13 protein-coding genes are annotated in these 17642 nt (G+C 46.4%); 11 read left to right on the top strand and 2 right to left on the bottom strand.

What is annotated here, in order from left to right:
• Positions 1-11: 11 nt before the first annotated feature.
• Complete coding sequence (locus GO003_RS23845) at positions 12-887, top strand: LysR substrate-binding domain-containing protein (RefSeq protein ID WP_159656224.1); 876 nt, start codon at positions 12-14, stop codon at positions 885-887.
• Between the two features lie 430 nt (positions 888-1317).
• Here the strand turns inward: GO003_RS23845 and GO003_RS23840 are convergent, their stop codons facing one another.
• Positions 1318-1644 (bottom strand): hypothetical protein, encoded by a 327-nt coding sequence (locus GO003_RS23840; RefSeq protein ID WP_159656226.1) that lies wholly within the window; start codon positions 1642-1644, stop codon positions 1318-1320.
• Positions 1631-1909, bottom strand: coding sequence for a hypothetical protein (locus GO003_RS23835; protein ID WP_159656228.1), 279 nt, complete (start codon positions 1907-1909; stop codon positions 1631-1633). The genes GO003_RS23840 and GO003_RS23835 overlap by 14 nt, the downstream gene beginning before the upstream one ends.
• Positions 1910-2121: 212 nt before the next feature.
• Here GO003_RS23835 and GO003_RS23830 point away from each other — a divergent pair, with 212 nt between their 5' ends.
• From GO003_RS23830 to GO003_RS23785, 10 genes are all read left to right on the top strand, one after another.
• On the top strand, positions 2122-2742 hold the full coding sequence (locus GO003_RS23830) for a recombinase family protein (protein WP_159656230.1): 621 nt from the start codon (positions 2122-2124) through the stop codon (positions 2740-2742).
• 3 nt (positions 2743-2745) lie between these two features.
• On the top strand, positions 2746-2988 hold the full coding sequence (locus GO003_RS23825) for a WGR domain-containing protein (protein ID WP_159656232.1): 243 nt from the start codon (positions 2746-2748) through the stop codon (positions 2986-2988).
• 150 nt (positions 2989-3138) lie between these two features.
• The gene (locus tag GO003_RS23820; protein WP_159656234.1) at positions 3139-3525 is read left to right on the top strand and encodes a type II toxin-antitoxin system RelE/ParE family toxin; all 387 of its coding nucleotides are present in this window, start codon (positions 3139-3141) and stop codon (positions 3523-3525) included.
• On the top strand, positions 3506-3823 hold the full coding sequence (locus tag GO003_RS23815; RefSeq protein ID WP_159656236.1) for a helix-turn-helix domain-containing protein: 318 nt from the start codon (positions 3506-3508) through the stop codon (positions 3821-3823). The genes GO003_RS23820 and GO003_RS23815 overlap by 20 nt, the downstream gene beginning before the upstream one ends.
• Before the next feature lie 77 nt (positions 3824-3900).
• Positions 3901-6942 (top strand): type I restriction endonuclease subunit R, encoded by a 3042-nt coding sequence (locus GO003_RS23810; RefSeq protein WP_159656238.1) that lies wholly within the window; start codon positions 3901-3903, stop codon positions 6940-6942.
• Entirely contained in the window at positions 6935-7933 is a 999-nt protein-coding gene (locus GO003_RS23805) for a PDDEXK nuclease domain-containing protein (protein ID WP_159656240.1), read from the top strand. The genes GO003_RS23810 and GO003_RS23805 overlap by 8 nt, the downstream gene beginning before the upstream one ends.
• Complete coding sequence (locus tag GO003_RS23800) at positions 7933-9189, top strand: restriction endonuclease subunit S (RefSeq protein WP_159656242.1); 1257 nt, start codon at positions 7933-7935, stop codon at positions 9187-9189. The genes GO003_RS23805 and GO003_RS23800 overlap by 1 nt, the downstream gene beginning before the upstream one ends.
• Positions 9186-10397: an AAA family ATPase gene (locus GO003_RS23795; RefSeq protein ID WP_159656244.1), complete on the top strand. Its 1212-nt coding sequence runs from the start codon at positions 9186-9188 to the stop codon at positions 10395-10397. The genes GO003_RS23800 and GO003_RS23795 overlap by 4 nt, the downstream gene beginning before the upstream one ends.
• A complete protein-coding gene (locus GO003_RS23790; RefSeq protein WP_159656246.1) occupies positions 10394-12031 on the top strand; it encodes a type I restriction-modification system subunit M in 1638 nt (545 codons plus the stop codon). Before GO003_RS23795 ends, GO003_RS23790 begins: the two co-directional genes overlap by 4 nt.
• A 112-nt stretch (positions 12032-12143) precedes the next feature.
• On the top strand, positions 12144-17636 hold the full coding sequence (locus GO003_RS23785; RefSeq protein WP_231089257.1) for a DUF3883 domain-containing protein: 5493 nt from the start codon (positions 12144-12146) through the stop codon (positions 17634-17636).
• Positions 17637-17642: the final 6 nt, after the last annotated feature.

Raw genomic sequence — 17642 nt, 5'->3', positions numbered from 1 at the left:
AATAATTAGCGATGAACTTGCGTGATTTGAGCTACCTGGTGGCGGTAGCGGAATTAAGAAATTTTAGTCAGGCGGCCGACCAATGCTCGATCGGCCAGCCAACGTTGAGCACTCAGATCAAAAAACTAGAGGATTACTTGGGAGTAGACCTGTTCGTGCGCGAGAAAAATAGCGTGGAAGTGACGGATACTTGCCAAGAAATTTTACCGATTGCGAAAAGAATTCTCGCCGACGTTCAGGGCATTCGGCAAATCGCCATCCACGCCAGCGGTCGGCATCGCAACATGCTGTCGCTGGGGGCGTTCCCTTCTCTAGCGAGCTATGTGCTGCCGGAGTATGTATTTCGCATCAAGCAACACTATCCGGATTTTAAGTTACAACTGGTCGAGGAAAAAACCAATTCGCTCATCGAATTGCTGCTCGGCAAAAAACTGGACGCGGCTTTACTAGCCCTGCCGGTAGAGCATGACTCTTTGGAATGTCGAATACTATTTGAAGACCCATTTACTTTGGCAGTAGGCGTAGATCACCCTCTGGCTGATCTGGAGAAAGTAGACTTAAACATGGCGGCCAAGGAGAATCTGCTGTTACTGGACGAGGGTCATTGCCTGCGCGATCAGGCCTTGAAGTTGTGCGATCCATCGCGATTCGTGGAACACGACTTTCGGGCTTCCAGCCTGGAAACCCTGCGTTTCATGGTCAAAAACGGCGTCGGGGTTACGTTGATGCCTTCCGTCGCCGTTCAGCCTGAGGATAACGACATTCGCTATATCAATATCAGTCAGCGGCCGAGCCGGACAATTGCGCTTGTTTGGCAGCGGTCTCATCCCCGTAGCGCCATTCTTGAGACATTGGCCAAGCTAATGGCTTATAAACCGCTGTCCTGACCTTCAATTTTGAAATTTGGATAATTGAACACCATAAATGCAGTATCGCAACTGAAGCTGAAATTGGCAGCGAATACCCCAATTACTCTTGCTTATTGCTGGCGTTTGTTGCATCCAGTTTGCAATCCCCGGAATAACCGCGCTTGAACCTAAAAGTCAGCTCCACAACCAAAACCAGCCGCTGGTGAACAATCTTTTTCAGCTAACTGAATGTCGCAAATTAGCCGATTGGGTGAGGTCGCCAATGTCTGCTTTCTTGCCCTCTAGTTCCAGAATCTGGCTTCGGTCGACTGGCGGCTTTGGAGGAGCGCGAGTGGCAAAAATGGGTCGGTACTTGCCCGTCAACCCGCAGCCAAAAAGAGAAATGGGCTACGATTTATTTTTCCTGGCGACATTTACCCGAATATTCAACCACGATGGGCAAAATCCATCATTTCTTGCCGTAGGTGCTATCGTGATCAGAGGCTATGGTCAGAAGGCGAATAAACTCACCCTCTCGATAGGCCGTTGCTCTTCGTGCTTGGGTAATACGCAACGAATAGATAGCATCAATTCCGTTCGGTGGCTTGATACTAATGATTTTTTCCCACTTCAGGCCGCTGTCGCGATAGACCTGGTTCCAGGTCATCTGCCGAAGCTTGTTAAGGGTTTCTATAGCTGCGTGTCTTTCTACCTTTTGCAGTGTCAGTAGATTTTCTTGAAAAACGGGGTTATTAAGGTCAAGCCTGACCAGTCCATCCGGGTCAATTTTGGCCATTCAGTTTCTCCAGCAGCGTGTCAACATTGCTATCGCTGGGTGAATTGGCTTGCGCCCAAGACAAGGCATTTTGCAGATCAGTCGCCATTTTGGGTTGGTGCAGCCAGCGTTCGTTGTCTGGAATGACAGTCGCTGTGCGTACCAGCCAGACCCCAGGCTCCTGCTCTTCCACCAGGACTTGTCGTCCAGCGTATTGTTTGCCGAGTGAGATTTGCCCGTTTGCGCCAATGACCTTGACGCTAGGTTGAGTAGTTACTGATGACATTATATAACCTCCAGAGTATTACTAATGCACGATGGCACTATAGCACCAATATTGCGATGTTGGTGAGCCAAAATCATGGGATTGTATTTCAATATCAGCGGTACGAAACCAACCGGTTTCGGACAGTCCTCACAGGGTATGTACTAAAGTAGGCTAATTGAATTACGGACATGTGTTATAATTCGTACATCCTTTTCGGACGGAATTAGCGCATGTCACGCGTTTTTGCTTACTGTCGAGTGTCGACCACAGACCAGACGACCCAAAATCAAAGCCGGGAAATTCAAGCCGCCGGTTTTGCTATCCAGCCACATCGTTTGATTGAAGAAAGCATCAGTGGTTCAGTCGCGGCTAAAGAAAGACCTGGCTTTAATAAGTTAATCGACCGCATGGAAGCGGGGGATGTGTTGGTGGTGACCAAACTGGATCGGCTCGGTCGCAACGCCATGGATGTCAGAGCCACGGTCGAGCACCTTTCTGATTCCGGCGTGCGGGTCCATTGTCTGGCGTTAGGCGGGGTTGATCTGACCAGTTCTGCCGGCAAGATGACTATGCAGGTCATCGCAGCGGTTGCTGAGTTTGAGCGTGACTTGCTGATTGAGCGAACCCAAGCGGGCATTAGTCGCGCGAAGGCAGCGGGTAAACAGTTTGGCCGACCACCGGCACTTAATGCGGAAGCGCGTGCTGACGTTGTCAAACGATTGGCCACTGGCAGCAATGTTTCGGAGTTGGCTCGGGAATTTAAAACCACCCGGCAAACCATTATGCGGATTCGGGAAGCGGTGATGAAATCACCGCAAACTGACAATACGGTCCACTCTTCTGGGGGGTAACTGATGAATCATCTATATCTTGAAAGACACGACACCGAAAACAACATGCATCGGTTTTACCAGATGTTTGTCACGCCAGGCCTGTTTGATGATTGGTCACTGATCAAGGAGTGGGGCAGGGTTGGCTCACCCGGTACCGTCAGAAAGGAGTGGTTTGACACCCAGGAAGACGCCATCGTCGCCGGGAAGAAGTTGTGTACAGCTAAATGTAAAAAGGGCTATCGAACTATTCGCTCAGAAAAATGATGTTAGGCATTTAATGTTCCGGTTTATTTCTTATGCACTGCGAAAAGGCCGGTCGGATCGCTGCCAATAACTTGGTCTTTTTATTGCAAACTGTAGCACTAAGCGCTATATTTAAAAGACAAAAATGGTGGAATAAACCAACAGGACTGCGTGCGGATATTCAAAAATAAGGCGTTCACACGATTTGCCAAAAAATCAGGAATAGACGATTCAAGCCTCTGTAAGGCAGTCAGTGATGCCGAAAGGGGATTACTAGATGCTGATTTGGGCGGTGGTGTCATTAAACAACGTGTCGCCCGCAGTGGTGGCGGCAAATCTGGCGGGTTCCGCACCCTGATTTTGTTCCGCATCGGTTCACTCGCGTTTTTTGTGCATGGTTTTGCCAAAAATGAACAGGCCAACATAGATGATGATGAATTGGTCGCTTTACGGAAATTAGCGGCTGTCATGCTGGAGTATGACGATGCAGCACTGAACTGCGCATTGGCGAATAAGACATTGATAGAGGTAATCTGCGATGAAAAAACAATACCGTAGCCGTTTGATGGCCTCCGTGCATGAAACCGCCGAAGGCTTGCATGAGGCGGGCGTCATGGATAAGCGCACTATGCGCAAATTTGATGAACTATGCTTAACTCCGGTCAAACCCTTACAGCCGGAAGAAATCCGCGCGCTTCGGCTACGTGAACGTGCAAGCCAAGCCGTATTTGCAAGGCATTTGAACGTTACGACCGGCTTGGTCAGTCAATGGGAACGCGGTGAGAAACACCCGCAAGGGGCATCCTTAAAGCTCCTGTCCCTGGTCGCCAAAAACGGACTGGAAGCGATTGCCTAAAGTGAAATAGGCCAATCCAAAACAGAGATGTTCTCACCAATATTATTTTTTCGAGTAAAGGGACTTCCGTCTTTTCAATGAGCATAAAAGAGAACCAGATCGAACAAAGCCTGATCCACAAACTCACCGATCTCAAATACAGTTACCGCGCAGACATCCGCGACCGCGAATCGCTAGAACAAAACTTCCGCCAAAAATTCGAGGCGTTAAACCGTGTTCATTTGACCGATGCCGAATTCGCCCGCCTGCGCGACGAAATCGTCACTGCCGACGTGTTTACTGCCGCCAAAACCCTCCGAGAACGGAATTACTTTCAACGTGAAGACGGCACACCTTTACATTACACCCTGGTCAATATCAAAGACTGGTGCAAAAACGACTTTGAAGTCATCAACCAGCTGCGCATTAACACCGACAATAGCCATCACCGTTATGACGTGATTCTGCTGATCAACGGCGTGCCGGTCGTGCAGATTGAGCTGAAAACCCTCCAGGTGAGCCCGCGCCGGGCGATGGAGCAAATCGTCGAGTACAAAAACGACCCAGGCAACGGCTACAGCAACACGCTGCTGTGCTTCATGCAGTTGTTTATCGTCAGCAACGAAAGCAATACCTATTACTTTGCCAACAACCACAACCAGCACTTCAGCTTTAACGCCGACGAACGCTTTTTGCCGATTTACCAACTGGCCGACGAAGCCAATCAAAAAATCGCCCACCTGCACGACTTTGCCGACAGCTTTCTGGCCAAATGCACACTGGGCCAAATGATCAGTCGCTACATGGTACTGGTCGCCAGCGAGCAAAAGCTGATGATCATGCGCCCGTACCAAATCTATGCGGTCAAGGCGATAGTCGATTGCATTCATCAAAACCGGGGCAATGGCTACATCTGGCACACCACCGGCAGCGGCAAAACCCTCACCTCGTTCAAGGCTTCCACGCTGCTCAAAGACAATCCGGATATTGAAAAATGCCTGTTTGTGGTGGACCGTAAAGACCTGGACCGGCAAACCCGCGAGGAATTCAACCGCTTCCAGGAAGGTTGCGTCGAAGAAAACACCAACACCGAAACCCTGGTGCGGCGCATGCTCTCCGAAGACTACGCCGACAAAGTGATCGTCACCACCATCCAAAAGCTTGGCCTGGCACTGGACGAAAACAGCAAACGCAACCAAACCAATAGCCAAAAAGGCAAGCCAACCTACAAGCAACGCCTGGAACCGCTACGCGACAAGCGTGTCGTGTTTATCTTCGACGAATGCCACCGCTCGCAATTCGGCGAAAACCATAAAGCCATTAAAGAATTCTTCCCCAACGCGCAACTGTTCGGCTTTACCGGCACACCGATTTTCGACGACAACGCCAACTACGTGCAAATCGACGGCACGGTCGGGTCATTCAAAACTACCGAGGATATTTTCGAAAAACAACTGCACGCCTACACCATCACCCATGCCATCGATGACAAAAACGTACTGAGTTTTCACATCGATTATTTTCAGCCCGAAGACCAGAACGGTAAAAAGGCCAAACTCAAACCCGGCGAAATCGTCTCCCAGCAAGCCGTCGTCGACGCGATCTTGAACAAACACGATGCCGCTACCAACTCGCGCCGATTTAACGCCGTTTTGGCTACGGCGTCGATCAACGATGCGATTGCCTATTACGACTTGTTCAAAACCGTTCAGGCCAAAAAACAGACCGAAGACGACAGCTACGCACCGCTGAATGTCGTTTGCGTGTTCTCGCCACCCACCCAAGCACTGGCCAAAGACAACGACACGCTAAACGGCAAAAATTTGGCTGACATCAAGCAACTGCAAGACGACCTACCGCAAGAAAAAGCCGATAATCAGGAACAGCCCGAACAGAAAAAAGCCGCGTTATCGGCGATTATCGCCGACTACAACGCCCAGTACGGCAGCAACCACACCATTAACGAGTTCGACCTGTACTATCAGGACGTACAACAACGCATTAAAGACCACAAATATTCCAATCAGGATTACCCGCGCAAACACAAAATCGACATCGTCATTGTGGTGGACATGCTGCTCACCGGCTTTGATTCCAAGTACCTGAATACTTTATATGTCGATAAAAACCTCAAATACCACGGTTTGATCCAAGCCTTCTCGCGTACCAATCGCGTACTGAACGACAGCAAACCTTGGGGTAACGTCTTGGATTTTCGCGGCCAGGAACAAGCGGTCGATGCCGCCATCGCCTTGTTTTCCGGCCAGTCCATCGATAAAGCCAAAGAAATCTGGCTGGTAGATCCCGCGCCGACGGTCATCAACAAACTGCAAACGGCGGTCGGCAAATTGGAAACCTTTATGAAAGCGCAAGGTTTGGACTGCGCACCGGAACAAGTCGCCAACCTGAAGGGGGACACGGCCCGCGCCGAATTCATCAACCACTTCAAAGAAGTGCAGCGCCTGAAAACCCAGCTAGATCAATACACCGACCTCGGCGAAGACCAACACGCCCAAGTCGAACAACTGCTACCCGAAGACACTTTGCGCGGCTTTAAAGGCGTGTATCTGGACACCGCCCAACGCCTGAAAGCCCAACAAGGCAAAGGCGGCGACGGTACCAGCACGGTGCAACAACTGGAATTTGAGTTCGTGCTGTTCGCCTCGGCGGTCATCGATTACGACTACATCATGAGCCTGATCGCCAAATTCACTCAAAAAACCAGCAAACAAAAAATGAACCGCGAAGAGCTGATCGAATTGATCAGTTCCAGCGCCAATTTGCTGGACGAGCGCGACGACATCATTGCGTACATCAACAGTTTGCCCGTCGGGCAAAGCCTCAATGAAAACGCCATTCGTGACGGTTACCAAGCCTTCAAAGCCGCCAAGGCCGCCAGCGACTTGTCCGTCATCGCTGAAAAGCACGGTCTGCAAGCCTCGGCCCTGCAAATCTTTGTTGATACCATCATGAGCCGGATGATTTTCGATGGCGAAAAACTCAGTGATCTACTCAGCCCCCTGGAACTGGGTTGGAAAGCCCGCACCCAAGCCGAACTGGCCTTGATGGACGACTTGCTGCCCTTATTGCACAAACTGGCCCAAGGCCGCGAAATTTCAGGATTGGCGGCGTATGAATAAACCGGCCACAGCCAACCCGGTGTTCAGCGAAGTGCTGCAACACATCCAGCAAGCGCGGCACAAAATCTTTAGCCAAGCCAACACGGCGCTGATTGACCTGTATTGGTTGATTGGTAAAACCATCAGCCACAAAGTGCAAAGTGAAGCCTGGGGTAAAGGCGTCGTTACCGAACTGGCGCGTTACATCGCCCAAAACGCCCCGGACATCAAAGGCTTCAGCGACAAAAACCTCTGGCGCATGAAGCAATTTTACGAAACCTATCAAGCCGATGAAAAACTCTCAACGCTGGTGAGAGATTTACCCTGGACACACAACACCATTATCTTTTCCCGATGCAAAAGCGCCGAAGAACGCACGTACTACCTGTCGATTGCACGTAACGACAGACTCAGCAAACGGGATTTGGAACGACAAATAGACGCCGCACAATTCGAGCGCAGCCTGCTGAGCGCAAAACTCTCACCACTGGCGAGAGAATTACATCCCGACATTCAGCAAACCTTCAAAGACCAGTACGTGCTGGAGTTTTTGGGACTGCCGGAAACCCACAGCGAAAACGATTTACAAACAGCCCTGATCCGGCACATGAAGGGCTTTATTCTGGAACTGGGCGGCGACTTTATTTTCATGGGCGAACAATTCCGCCTGCAAGTTGGCAATCAGGACTTTTATATCGACCTGCTGTTTTACCACCGAGGCCTGTCGGCGCTGGTAGCCTTTGAACTGAAAATCGGCAAATTCTCACCGGAACACATGGGCCAGCTTAGTTTTTACTTGGAAGCACTGGATCGCGATGTCAAAAAACCGCATGAAAACCCCAGCATCGGCGTCTTGCTGTGCCGCGACAAAGACGACGAAGTGGTGGAATATGCGCTATCGCGCAACCTTTCGCCGACCTTGATCGCTCAATACCAGTTGCAACTGCCGGATAAAAAACTGATACAGGCCAAACTGCATGAGCTGCTGGCACAAGAATTGGAGGGCGAGTGATGAGCGAACCAACGAAAAAGGGTTTAGTGCCGGTGTTGCGCTTTCCTGAATTTCGGGATCAGGGGGAATGGAAAGAAATTAAGCTGGGACAGCTAGGTAATCTTGTTCAAGGCCTGACATATAGCCCAGATGATATAAGAGAAAATGGACTTCTAGTCTTAAGGTCTTCTAACGTTCAGAATGGCGAAATTAGACTCGAAGATAATGTCTATGTGACTCCCAATGTTAAGGGCGCTAACTTATCGAAACCAAATGATATTCTGATTTGCGTGAGAAATGGCTCAAAAGCCTTAATTGGTAAAAATGCCTTAATCCCCGAGGGTATGCCGTTAAGTACTCACGGCGCTTTTATGACAGTTTTTAGATCACCGTCAGCGGAATTTGTTTTTCAACTTTTCCAAACTTCAGCCTATCAAAGTCAAGTAGATGGCGACTTAGGCGCAACAATCAATTCAATTAACGGTAGTAATTTCGTTAAATATAAGTTCTACGTACCTAAATCAGCCGAACAACAAAAAATCGCTGATTGCCTGTCTTCCGTCGACGAGCTGGTCACCGCACAAACCCAAAAAGTCGAAGCCCTCAAAGCCCATAAAAAAGGCCTGATGCAGCAGCTTTTCCCCGCCGAAGGCGAAACCGTCCCCAAACTGCGCTTTCCTGAGTTTAGGGATGCGCGGGAGTGGGAGCCAAAGCCTTTAGGAAAAGTCGCTGAAATAATTACAGGAAATACACCAAGCACTTTTGATTCAGACAATTATGGTGGTAAAAAACTGTTCGTATCTCCAGCAGATATTTCAGATGGTAGATATATCACTCATACTAAAACGACATTAAGTGAACAAGGGTTTTCAAAAACAAGATATATACCAGAAGATAGCGTTCTTTTTGTTTGTATAGGCTCAACCATTGGCAAAGTAGCTCAAAATAAGTTCGAATGCGCCACAAACCAGCAGATAAATGCTCTGGTACCTTTGAAAAATTATTCAAGTGGCTTTATTTACTTCTCGTTAGACAACGACGCATCAAAAATAGCTTCGCTTGCTGGTAGACAAGCCGTACCAATCATAAATAAGTCATTATTTTCATCAGTATTGGTGAGTTTTCCTTCGACTGATGAGCAACAAAAAATCGCAGCATGCCTGACTTCCATTGATGACCTGATTACCACCCAAACCCAAAAGCTATCCGCCCTCAAAGACCATAAAAAAGGCCTGATGCAGCAGCTATTCCCATCTTCTGACGAGGCTGAAGCATGAGCGCAACGCTCAAATCACCAAAATACAGATCATTGAATTCGATGGCAAAAAAACTGCGCAAAGACCTCAATGGAGTCCGTCGAAAAAAAAAGACTACAAGGAGCAAAGGGATCACGCCAATAAAAGGGGTCGACTTCATCTTAATATTTGCGCATAACGGGGTCGGAAAAACCCGTCTATCCATGGATTTTAAGGACATTGGAAAAGGAGGAGGGAAGCGCGACACCCTCTACTTCAATGCATTTACAGAAGATTTATTTGATTGGGATAACGATTTTGAAAACGACCAAGAAAGAAAGCTCAAATTCAAGTCACATTCACAATTCTTCACTGGACTTGATGGAATGGGTATTGAAAACCAGATACGTCCGCATTTGCACAGGTATGCCGATTTCGATTTCACCATTAACTATGAAGAGTCTGAAATAACATTTCACCGTGATGTGCTTATCAAAGGGAGAAGTGAGAGGATCGGAGGCATCAAAATTTCCCGAGGGGAAGAAAATATATTTATTTGGTGTTTTTTTCTCGCTATTGCACAGCTGGCTATCGAGGCAGAAAAGGGGGAACCATATGATTGGGTCAAATTTATTTATATTGATGATCCAATATCCTCCTTGGACGAGCATAACTCTATTACTGTTGCCTCACAACTAGCTAAGCTATTGAAGGCAGGAAAAGACAAAATGAAAGTTGTTATCTCAACACATCATGGTCTTTTCTTTAATGTCATGTTTAATGAGCTGAAAAGCGGGAAGACTGCTTCCGGAGAGAAGTTAGAGATCACAAAAAAAGCGTATATTTTACATCGTCCACAAGGATCAATCACTTACTCACTACGTGATACTGGGGAAACTCCATTTTTGCATCATATGTTTGCACTTTCCGAATTGCAGAAAGCTAAAAAATCAGGTGAAATTTATCCGTATCATTTCAACACGCTACGAAGTATTTTAGAAAAAACGGCGATATTTTTTGGTAGTCAGCATATTTCAACGTGCTTTGATGGGATTGAAGAAAGGGCTCTTTATAGCCGATTTCTTAACGTAAAAAGTCACACCAAATATTCTATTTATGAGCCAGAAGTACTGTCTGACACAGATAAGAAAATGTTTGGAAAAATTCTTGATGCTTTTCTCGCACGCTATCCCTTCAACACAGCATTGTGGCCCAGCGAACCAACACCAAAGGCAGCACTAACATCATGACCGAACAACAACTAAATAAACTTGGCGCAACCCTCTGGGATATCGCCGACCAGTTGCGGGGCGCGATGAACGCCGACGACTTCCGCGACTATATGCTGTCGTTTCTGTTTTTGCGCTATCTGTCGGATAACTACGAAGCCGCCGCGCAGAAGGAACTGGGGCCGGATTACCCTGATGTAGCCCCGGATGTTATGAAAACAATGGGGGCTAGGTCGCCACTTCAGATCTGGTATGAAGAAAACAAAGACGATGTGGCTGGATTTGAAACACAAATGCGCCGCAAAGTGCATTATGTAATTGAGCCGCAGCATCTTTGGAGTAGCATTGCCGAACTGGCGAGAACCCAAAACGGCGAATTGCTGCACACCTTGGAAAAGGGTTTTAAGTACATCGAAAACCAAAGCTTTGACAGTACCTTTCAAGGCCTGTTCTCGGAGATTAACCTCAACTCCGAAAAGCTGGGCAAAAGTTACACGGATCGTAATGCCAAGCTATGCACCATCATCAGTAAAATCGCTGCCGGCATTGCGCAATTTTCCACCGATAGCGATATTTTGGGTGATGCCTATGAATACCTGATCGGCCAGTTTGCCGCTGGTTCTGGCAAAAAAGCCGGTGAGTTTTATACGCCGCAACAGATTTCCGACATTCTGTCCGCTATCGTTGCCCTGGATAGTCAGGAACCGGCTATGGGCAAAAAGAAGAAGCTGGATAAGGTACTGGATTTTGCCTGTGGCTCCGGATCGTTGTTACTCAATGTCCGCAAGCAACTGGGCCAGCATGGTATCGGCAAGATTTACGGCCAAGAATCCAATATCACGACCTACAACCTGGCACGCATGAACATGCTGTTGCACGGCGTGAAGGATTCGGAATTTGAAATTCATCACGGCGATACCTTGTTGAACGATTGGGCTATTTTGAAGGAAATGAACCCAGCCAAAAAACTGTTGTTTGATGCCGTCGTGGCAAATGCGCCGTTCAGCCTTCGCTGGGAACCCAACGACGCATTAGCCGAGGACTTTCGTTTCAAAAGCTACGGCCTCGCCCCGAAATCCGCCGCCGACTTTGCCTTTTTATTGCATGGTTTTCACTTTCTCAGCGACCAAGGCACGATGGCTATCATTTTGCCGCATGGGGTGCTGTTTCGTGGCGGCGCCGAAGAACGTATCCGCACCAAGCTGTTAAAAGACGGCCACATCGATACCGTGATCGGTTTACCCGCCAATCTGTTTTTCTCGACCGGTATTCCGGTATGCATACTGGTATTGAAGAAGTGCAAGAAGCCGGACGACGTCCTGTTCATCAACGCCAGCGAACACTTTGAAAAAGGCAAACGCCAGAACCGCTTGCTGCCTGAGCATATCGACAAGATTGTCGATACTTACCAATACCGCAAAGAGGAAGAACGCTATTCACGCCGGGTTGCGATGGCCGAGATCGAGCAAAATGATTTCAACCTTAACATTTCCCGTTATATCAGTACCGCCAAAGCAGAAGAGCAAATTGACTTGCAGGTGGTCAACGCCGAGTTGGTGAATTTAGAGGAAAGCATTGCCGCAAGCACTGACAAACATAACCAATTTCTCATGGAACTCGGATTGCCACCTTTGCCGTGCGTTTTAAGTAAGTAACGATTTCAAAACCGCTGTGGAAATACAGAAACCACCAATCGTCAACATCTTGGGGTCTGAAACCCAGCGGTACGTTTCTGTAACGCTGGAATTCAACATCTTATATTAAGCAGTGAATATAAATCATAGCCCCCCAGAAATTGATTTTGATCAAATTGAACGTATCACTGATCGCCTTAGAGATTTAGTAAGAAATTACCCAAAGGGTTTAGGTCTTTTTAAAGAGTTTCTGCAAAATGCAGACGACGCCGGCGCATCGAAGTTGCGGATCATCTATGATCACCGCCTGCATAAAGGCGCTTTGGAAAATACAGCAATGGCGGTGGCTTTAACGCCCTCTCTCCTATTTTTCAACGATCAAATATTCACCGATGCCGATTTTCAGCGAATACAAAACATAGGGAATGGTGGAAAAGTCAGTGATTCGAATCGTACTGGCCGGTTCGGTCTGGGATTCAATACTTGTTATAGTGTTTCCGATCATCCTAGCCTGTTAACTGCCGATAAAATCGCCTGGTTCGATCCCCATCAACGTATATTTCCAAAGGGAAAAAATGCTCGAGCTTGGTCAGTACCTGTCGCACAAGAATATTTCCCAAATTGGCTAGAAACCTTTGCTCCGGTGGGATTAAAGCCCGGCGATGGGTATTTGTCTGGAACGGCTTTTCGGCTTCCTTTACGTACAAGCGGGGATGCTGTTATTAGCGAGATTTGTGATGAACCTTTTACCTACGAAGATTTCATCTCAATTTTGGAAGAACTCAACCAAGTCGGTCCACCATTAATTATTTTCTTACGGTCGGTCAATACGCTTGAAGTCTTGGAGATAGGCGAGGACGGCGCCGAGCAGCTTAAATATCAACTGTCCACCATAAACGAGTCAGAGGTTGAAAAAAATCGTTCCATTCTCAGAAATATAGTGGATGGAAGGCCTGAGGATTTGCTCAAAAAATGGTTGGCATCAGACGAAGAGTTACCAGTTGTTCAATACAATCATTCCTTTTCTTTGTTGGGTACTGACGGGATAGCACATAATGAAACGTGGGCTGTTACCTCTGGATTATTTCGCGGCCCAAACGATCAATTGTTGGAGGATGCACTTAAAGTTTGCAGGCATCGGGAAAAAGCTATTCCATGGGCAGGGGCGGCAACGATGCTGAGTGGAACCAGAGCAAATGCAGTTTCCGGTGGTTTAGCGTGTTTTCTCCCATTGCCTGAGAAGGTCGATTGGCCGATTTGGTTGCATGGCTGGTTTGATCTGAGCTCCAATCGGCGGGGTATAACTCGATCTGCGGAAGTAGGCGGGTCAAACCATGACCGTTATGAATGGAACAAATCATTAACGGAACATGCAGTTGCTAAAGCATGGGCGATGTTGATGGTTCAGGTAGCAGGAGATGCAGAGCATAATGTTGAGCCGTATAAGCTTTGGCCAACAGAAGAACTTCCAGACGATATAAATCAAGCGCTTATTCTGGGATTTTATCGGGTTGCCGCTTCATTGCCTCTAATTAGAGGGATTAATTCTGACGGCTATCATTGGTACGGACTAAACGACGGTGTGCTCGATTTGTCGCAATCGTGGCACAGTCAACTAATAGAGCCATTTATAGCGGAGGGTTGGTCAATCTGTATTCCCCCTTTGAATGACTTTGTAAAACAAGGTTTTGATGAAGCAGACCAATCAATATCAAGTTTAACGCCTGCATTGTTACGTGACTATTTATTAGACGTTGACAGTGCGGTGGACATTGCCTGCGAGCTAGACGACGCTCCAAAGCAAATGCTCAGAAATAAAAAGTGGATTTATTCGTTAGCGAAATTTTGTTCAGGTGGAAATTTTAATTCTTTAGCCAACTTACCCCTTGCAATACTCAGTGATGGCTTGCTGCATACATACACAGCCTGCGGAGTTATTTTTATAGATGACGAATCCGAACATATTCGATCATTGCTACAGGCGAGTCCAGAACGATTGTTTGACGCTGAATATCAAGCTGCAATTAGCATTTCAAAAGCCTTCGATAAAATTAAAGCTGTAACATTTGATCTTGATAACTTTCTAGACTGGGTTCCTGAAATATTAGATAAGGGGAATCCCGATAACTCATGGTTATGTGCATTTTTTGATTATCTTGAACGACAAAGCCCAGATGTTATTAAAGTTAATGCCGATAAAATCAAAGCATTGAAAGTAGTTCCCGATCAGTTCGGGAGTTTTCGAGAAATGGGATTAATTGAGACGCCGCTTATAACGCATAAAGTTGAGGATAAGCGTCTACTCAATGCTTTGACTACCCTTAAAATTCCATTGCTTGAAGGCTCATTTGAGCTGGTACAAATAATAGATCGGTTTGCATCGAAGCATAGCGGATTTGTATGGCAACTAACCCCTAACGATATTGCTTACAATCTCAAAGATTACGCTGAGAACGAAGCTTTTGACGATAGTGCTTTAGACGACAGAGAGAATGTGCTGTTTCCCTTACTAGACTTTCTCGCATCAGATAGAAACTGGATAAAATCTGATGACAGTCGCCTCCCTTTTCTACGGCAATTAAGATTTTTGCCTACTACCAGTGGTCAAAGGATAAATGCCGAAGAACCCAATGCTTACATACCGGGTTCATTCCATCCGCCAACAGGTTTTGAAGGGGAGTATCAACTTTTAGATACTGGTGAGAATGATCAATGGCGTTTGATATTCTCAAACCTTGGCATGAATATTCTTAATGGGAGCACGTTTGTTGAAAACGCCTTATTGCCGACTTTTTCATCGAATATCACTAATGAAAAACGCCATTGTCTGCTTGTTTGGCTTCGTGACGAATATCAGCTTATTGCCAGAGACCTAGAACAAACCGATCGTGAACGACTTCATCAGTTGATTCGTAATTCCCCGATTTTGCCTATTAGCGGTGGAGGCAATGGCGCGCCATCTAAAGTTTATCGCCCTAATGCGAGTGAACCCAAAAAACTTTTCGGTAATCGCGTTCGAATTCCTGACAAACAGTTTTTTTCATCCGATCAAGATCTGTGGAATAAATTTTTTGACGATTTTAGACTTCCTTGGAAGCCATTAGCATCTGATTTGCTCAATGAAATACGAACTTTAGTCGACATATCCCATGAACAAGGGGTTGCGGCGATTCGTACTCCACTTAAAAACCTGATAGCTCATATCAGCGATAACTGGGATCAATTAGCCGATATAAAATGTAATGAATACAAAACCTTTGCGCAAACGTTATCAGAAATTGATTGGTTACCCGCTGTACCTGCCGAATTTGCCAAATATGCTGCTTATTATTCAGGCTGGCAGGACTCGCTTTGGAGGCCAGACCAAATAGTACCCTCTCGGCTTGGAAATATCGCGTCATCTAAATATCCAGTATTAGACAGCCAGGAATTTAGAGAAGAAATGACGGAAGCATTAGGACTTAAAACTGATATAACGATTATTGATGTAATGGAGCATTTTGCCATAGTCCGGAATTTACCAAATCCGACTACCGAAGCTGAACTTGATATGGTCCGCCGTTGTGCTTTTGATGTATACAGATTTATTGGTCGGCAGTCTGATATTCCTTGGGCGTTAAACAAAGCAAACTCAGAGGCTATATCAGAATTATCTCCACAGCGCTGTATTCTTATAGCTGATAATTGGTGGCTACCCACCCGAAGTTTTTTTCATTTACCCTTTGCGACAACTTGGGCAGCTGCTTTAAAGGATGAATTCCCCAATAATGATCAAGCACTGCGACTTGGCTTGGAACGTCTAGGAGTTCGTCAAACTCCAGAACTTGATGATTGGCGCCAAATGCTGATCGATTTAGCGGAAGCCTCTGAGTATGATGTCTTAACCCCAGATGCTCTAAATCAGGCGCGACGTGTAATTAGACAGTTGCGTTCAGCGCCACCTGAATGGCTTGAACGAAACGATATTTTAGTACCTCTTGCATCAGGAAAATTGCAGAATGCCTCATCCTCTTTAATTCCGGACGATTCGAGATTGAAAAAGGTCGATTGCAAAACCGCCTTGCCATTGATTGAGGACAATAATGATGCAATTGATGTTGGCAGGTATTCTGGAGCACGATCCCTACATGCTGAACTTCAGGATAAGTTAGCAGTATCACCAAAACTTATCGAGAATCAGGACATTGCAAAAAAAATTCAATATCGAATTAGATCCAGAGAGTTTCGGGAATGTCTAATTCGTATAGCATATGAAGAAGCTTTAGCGAAAAATGACGCAGATCCAATGGAGGTTGTAAATAACCCAATATTAGACAGCCCAAAAAAACTTGTAATTTGCATTACATCAACCATTCAAATAGAAAGTGTTATCGACATAGCTGGAGAGGAAATTGTCGCTTTCGAAATTTCTGATGCCTCAAGTTTTTTGGAGAATGAAACTAATTATTCTAGGCTGTGGCTAAAAGATCGTAAATCTCGCCGCCGTATGTTGGATGAATTAGTCAGAACTATTTGCGATCTTTGCCAGCTTTCTGATCAGCTACGATTAAGTCGAATTCTTGAGAAAGAGCCTGAAGACATGTCCAGAGTTTTGGACGAAGACGAAGTAGCAATAATTCCAACCGGCCAATCACTGGATTTAGGCGACAATGAATTTGACGAAGCATCATACGAAAAAGATACCACTTCGGTTGATCAAAATATTCAGCATGATAATAGTGACGTCTTGAATATTTTTGTTGGTGAAAATTATGGTTCTCGGATGGAAGATATGGTCGAAAATGAATCCGAGCCAGTTCCGGTACTACATCGCCATACCTTGCCACAATTTAGTCGTAGCGCTTATAGAAAATTCAGAGCCAGGTCTAAATCTACAAGCTCAAGTACCCGAGGAGGGACTTCGGATTTTTCCGAATATCAATCCTCTGACCAGAACTCCCCGCCAATTGAACCAGGGCATGGCAGCAGCACTTCCTGGATGGAAGGGTTAAATAAGGAATCGAATAGGTCCAATCAAGCTCGCCTTCGCAGTTATGTGCATGAAAAAGAGCAAAGCGATTATGATACTGAACCAACTGGATCCACGGCCAAGGATATTGGTGACGCAGGTGAATCTATCGTAATGAATTGGGAAACGAAAGCCGGTCGTACTCCCAAGAAAATGCCTATCAATAACGAGGGTTACGATATCGTATCTGAAAGCTCAGAAGGACCTCGTTATATAGAAGTCAAGAGTATTGATGGTGCTTGGGGGGCAAGAGGTGTGGGTGTTACTCGCGCTCAATACGACACAGCAATTAAATTGGGTCAGAATTGGTGGCTTTATATTGTTGAACACGCTAGGGATGGAGCACGGTCAGTTGTGACTACAATCCAAAATCCTTTCCATCAAGCTACGGAATTTCGATTTGATGCTGGTTGGAGAGACTTTCATTCCGATCCCTTCCATGTTCTAAAAGCACAACCAAACAGCAAACCAGAGGTTGGCGCGCAGTATGAGCGGGATAATTCAATTGTTACGATTTTAGAAGCCATCCAGCGCGGCTTATTATGGAAAGTCAAAATTAAATTAGCAGACGACTCGGTTGCTACAGTTTCCTGGAATCCAAGCTGGCGGAGATTATAAGCAATG

This window comes from Methylicorpusculum oleiharenae (assembly GCF_009828925.2).
Taxonomy (GTDB): Bacteria; Pseudomonadota; Gammaproteobacteria; order Methylococcales; family Methylomonadaceae; genus Methylicorpusculum; species Methylicorpusculum oleiharenae.
This window is presented reverse-complemented; position numbering and strand designations above follow the sequence as displayed.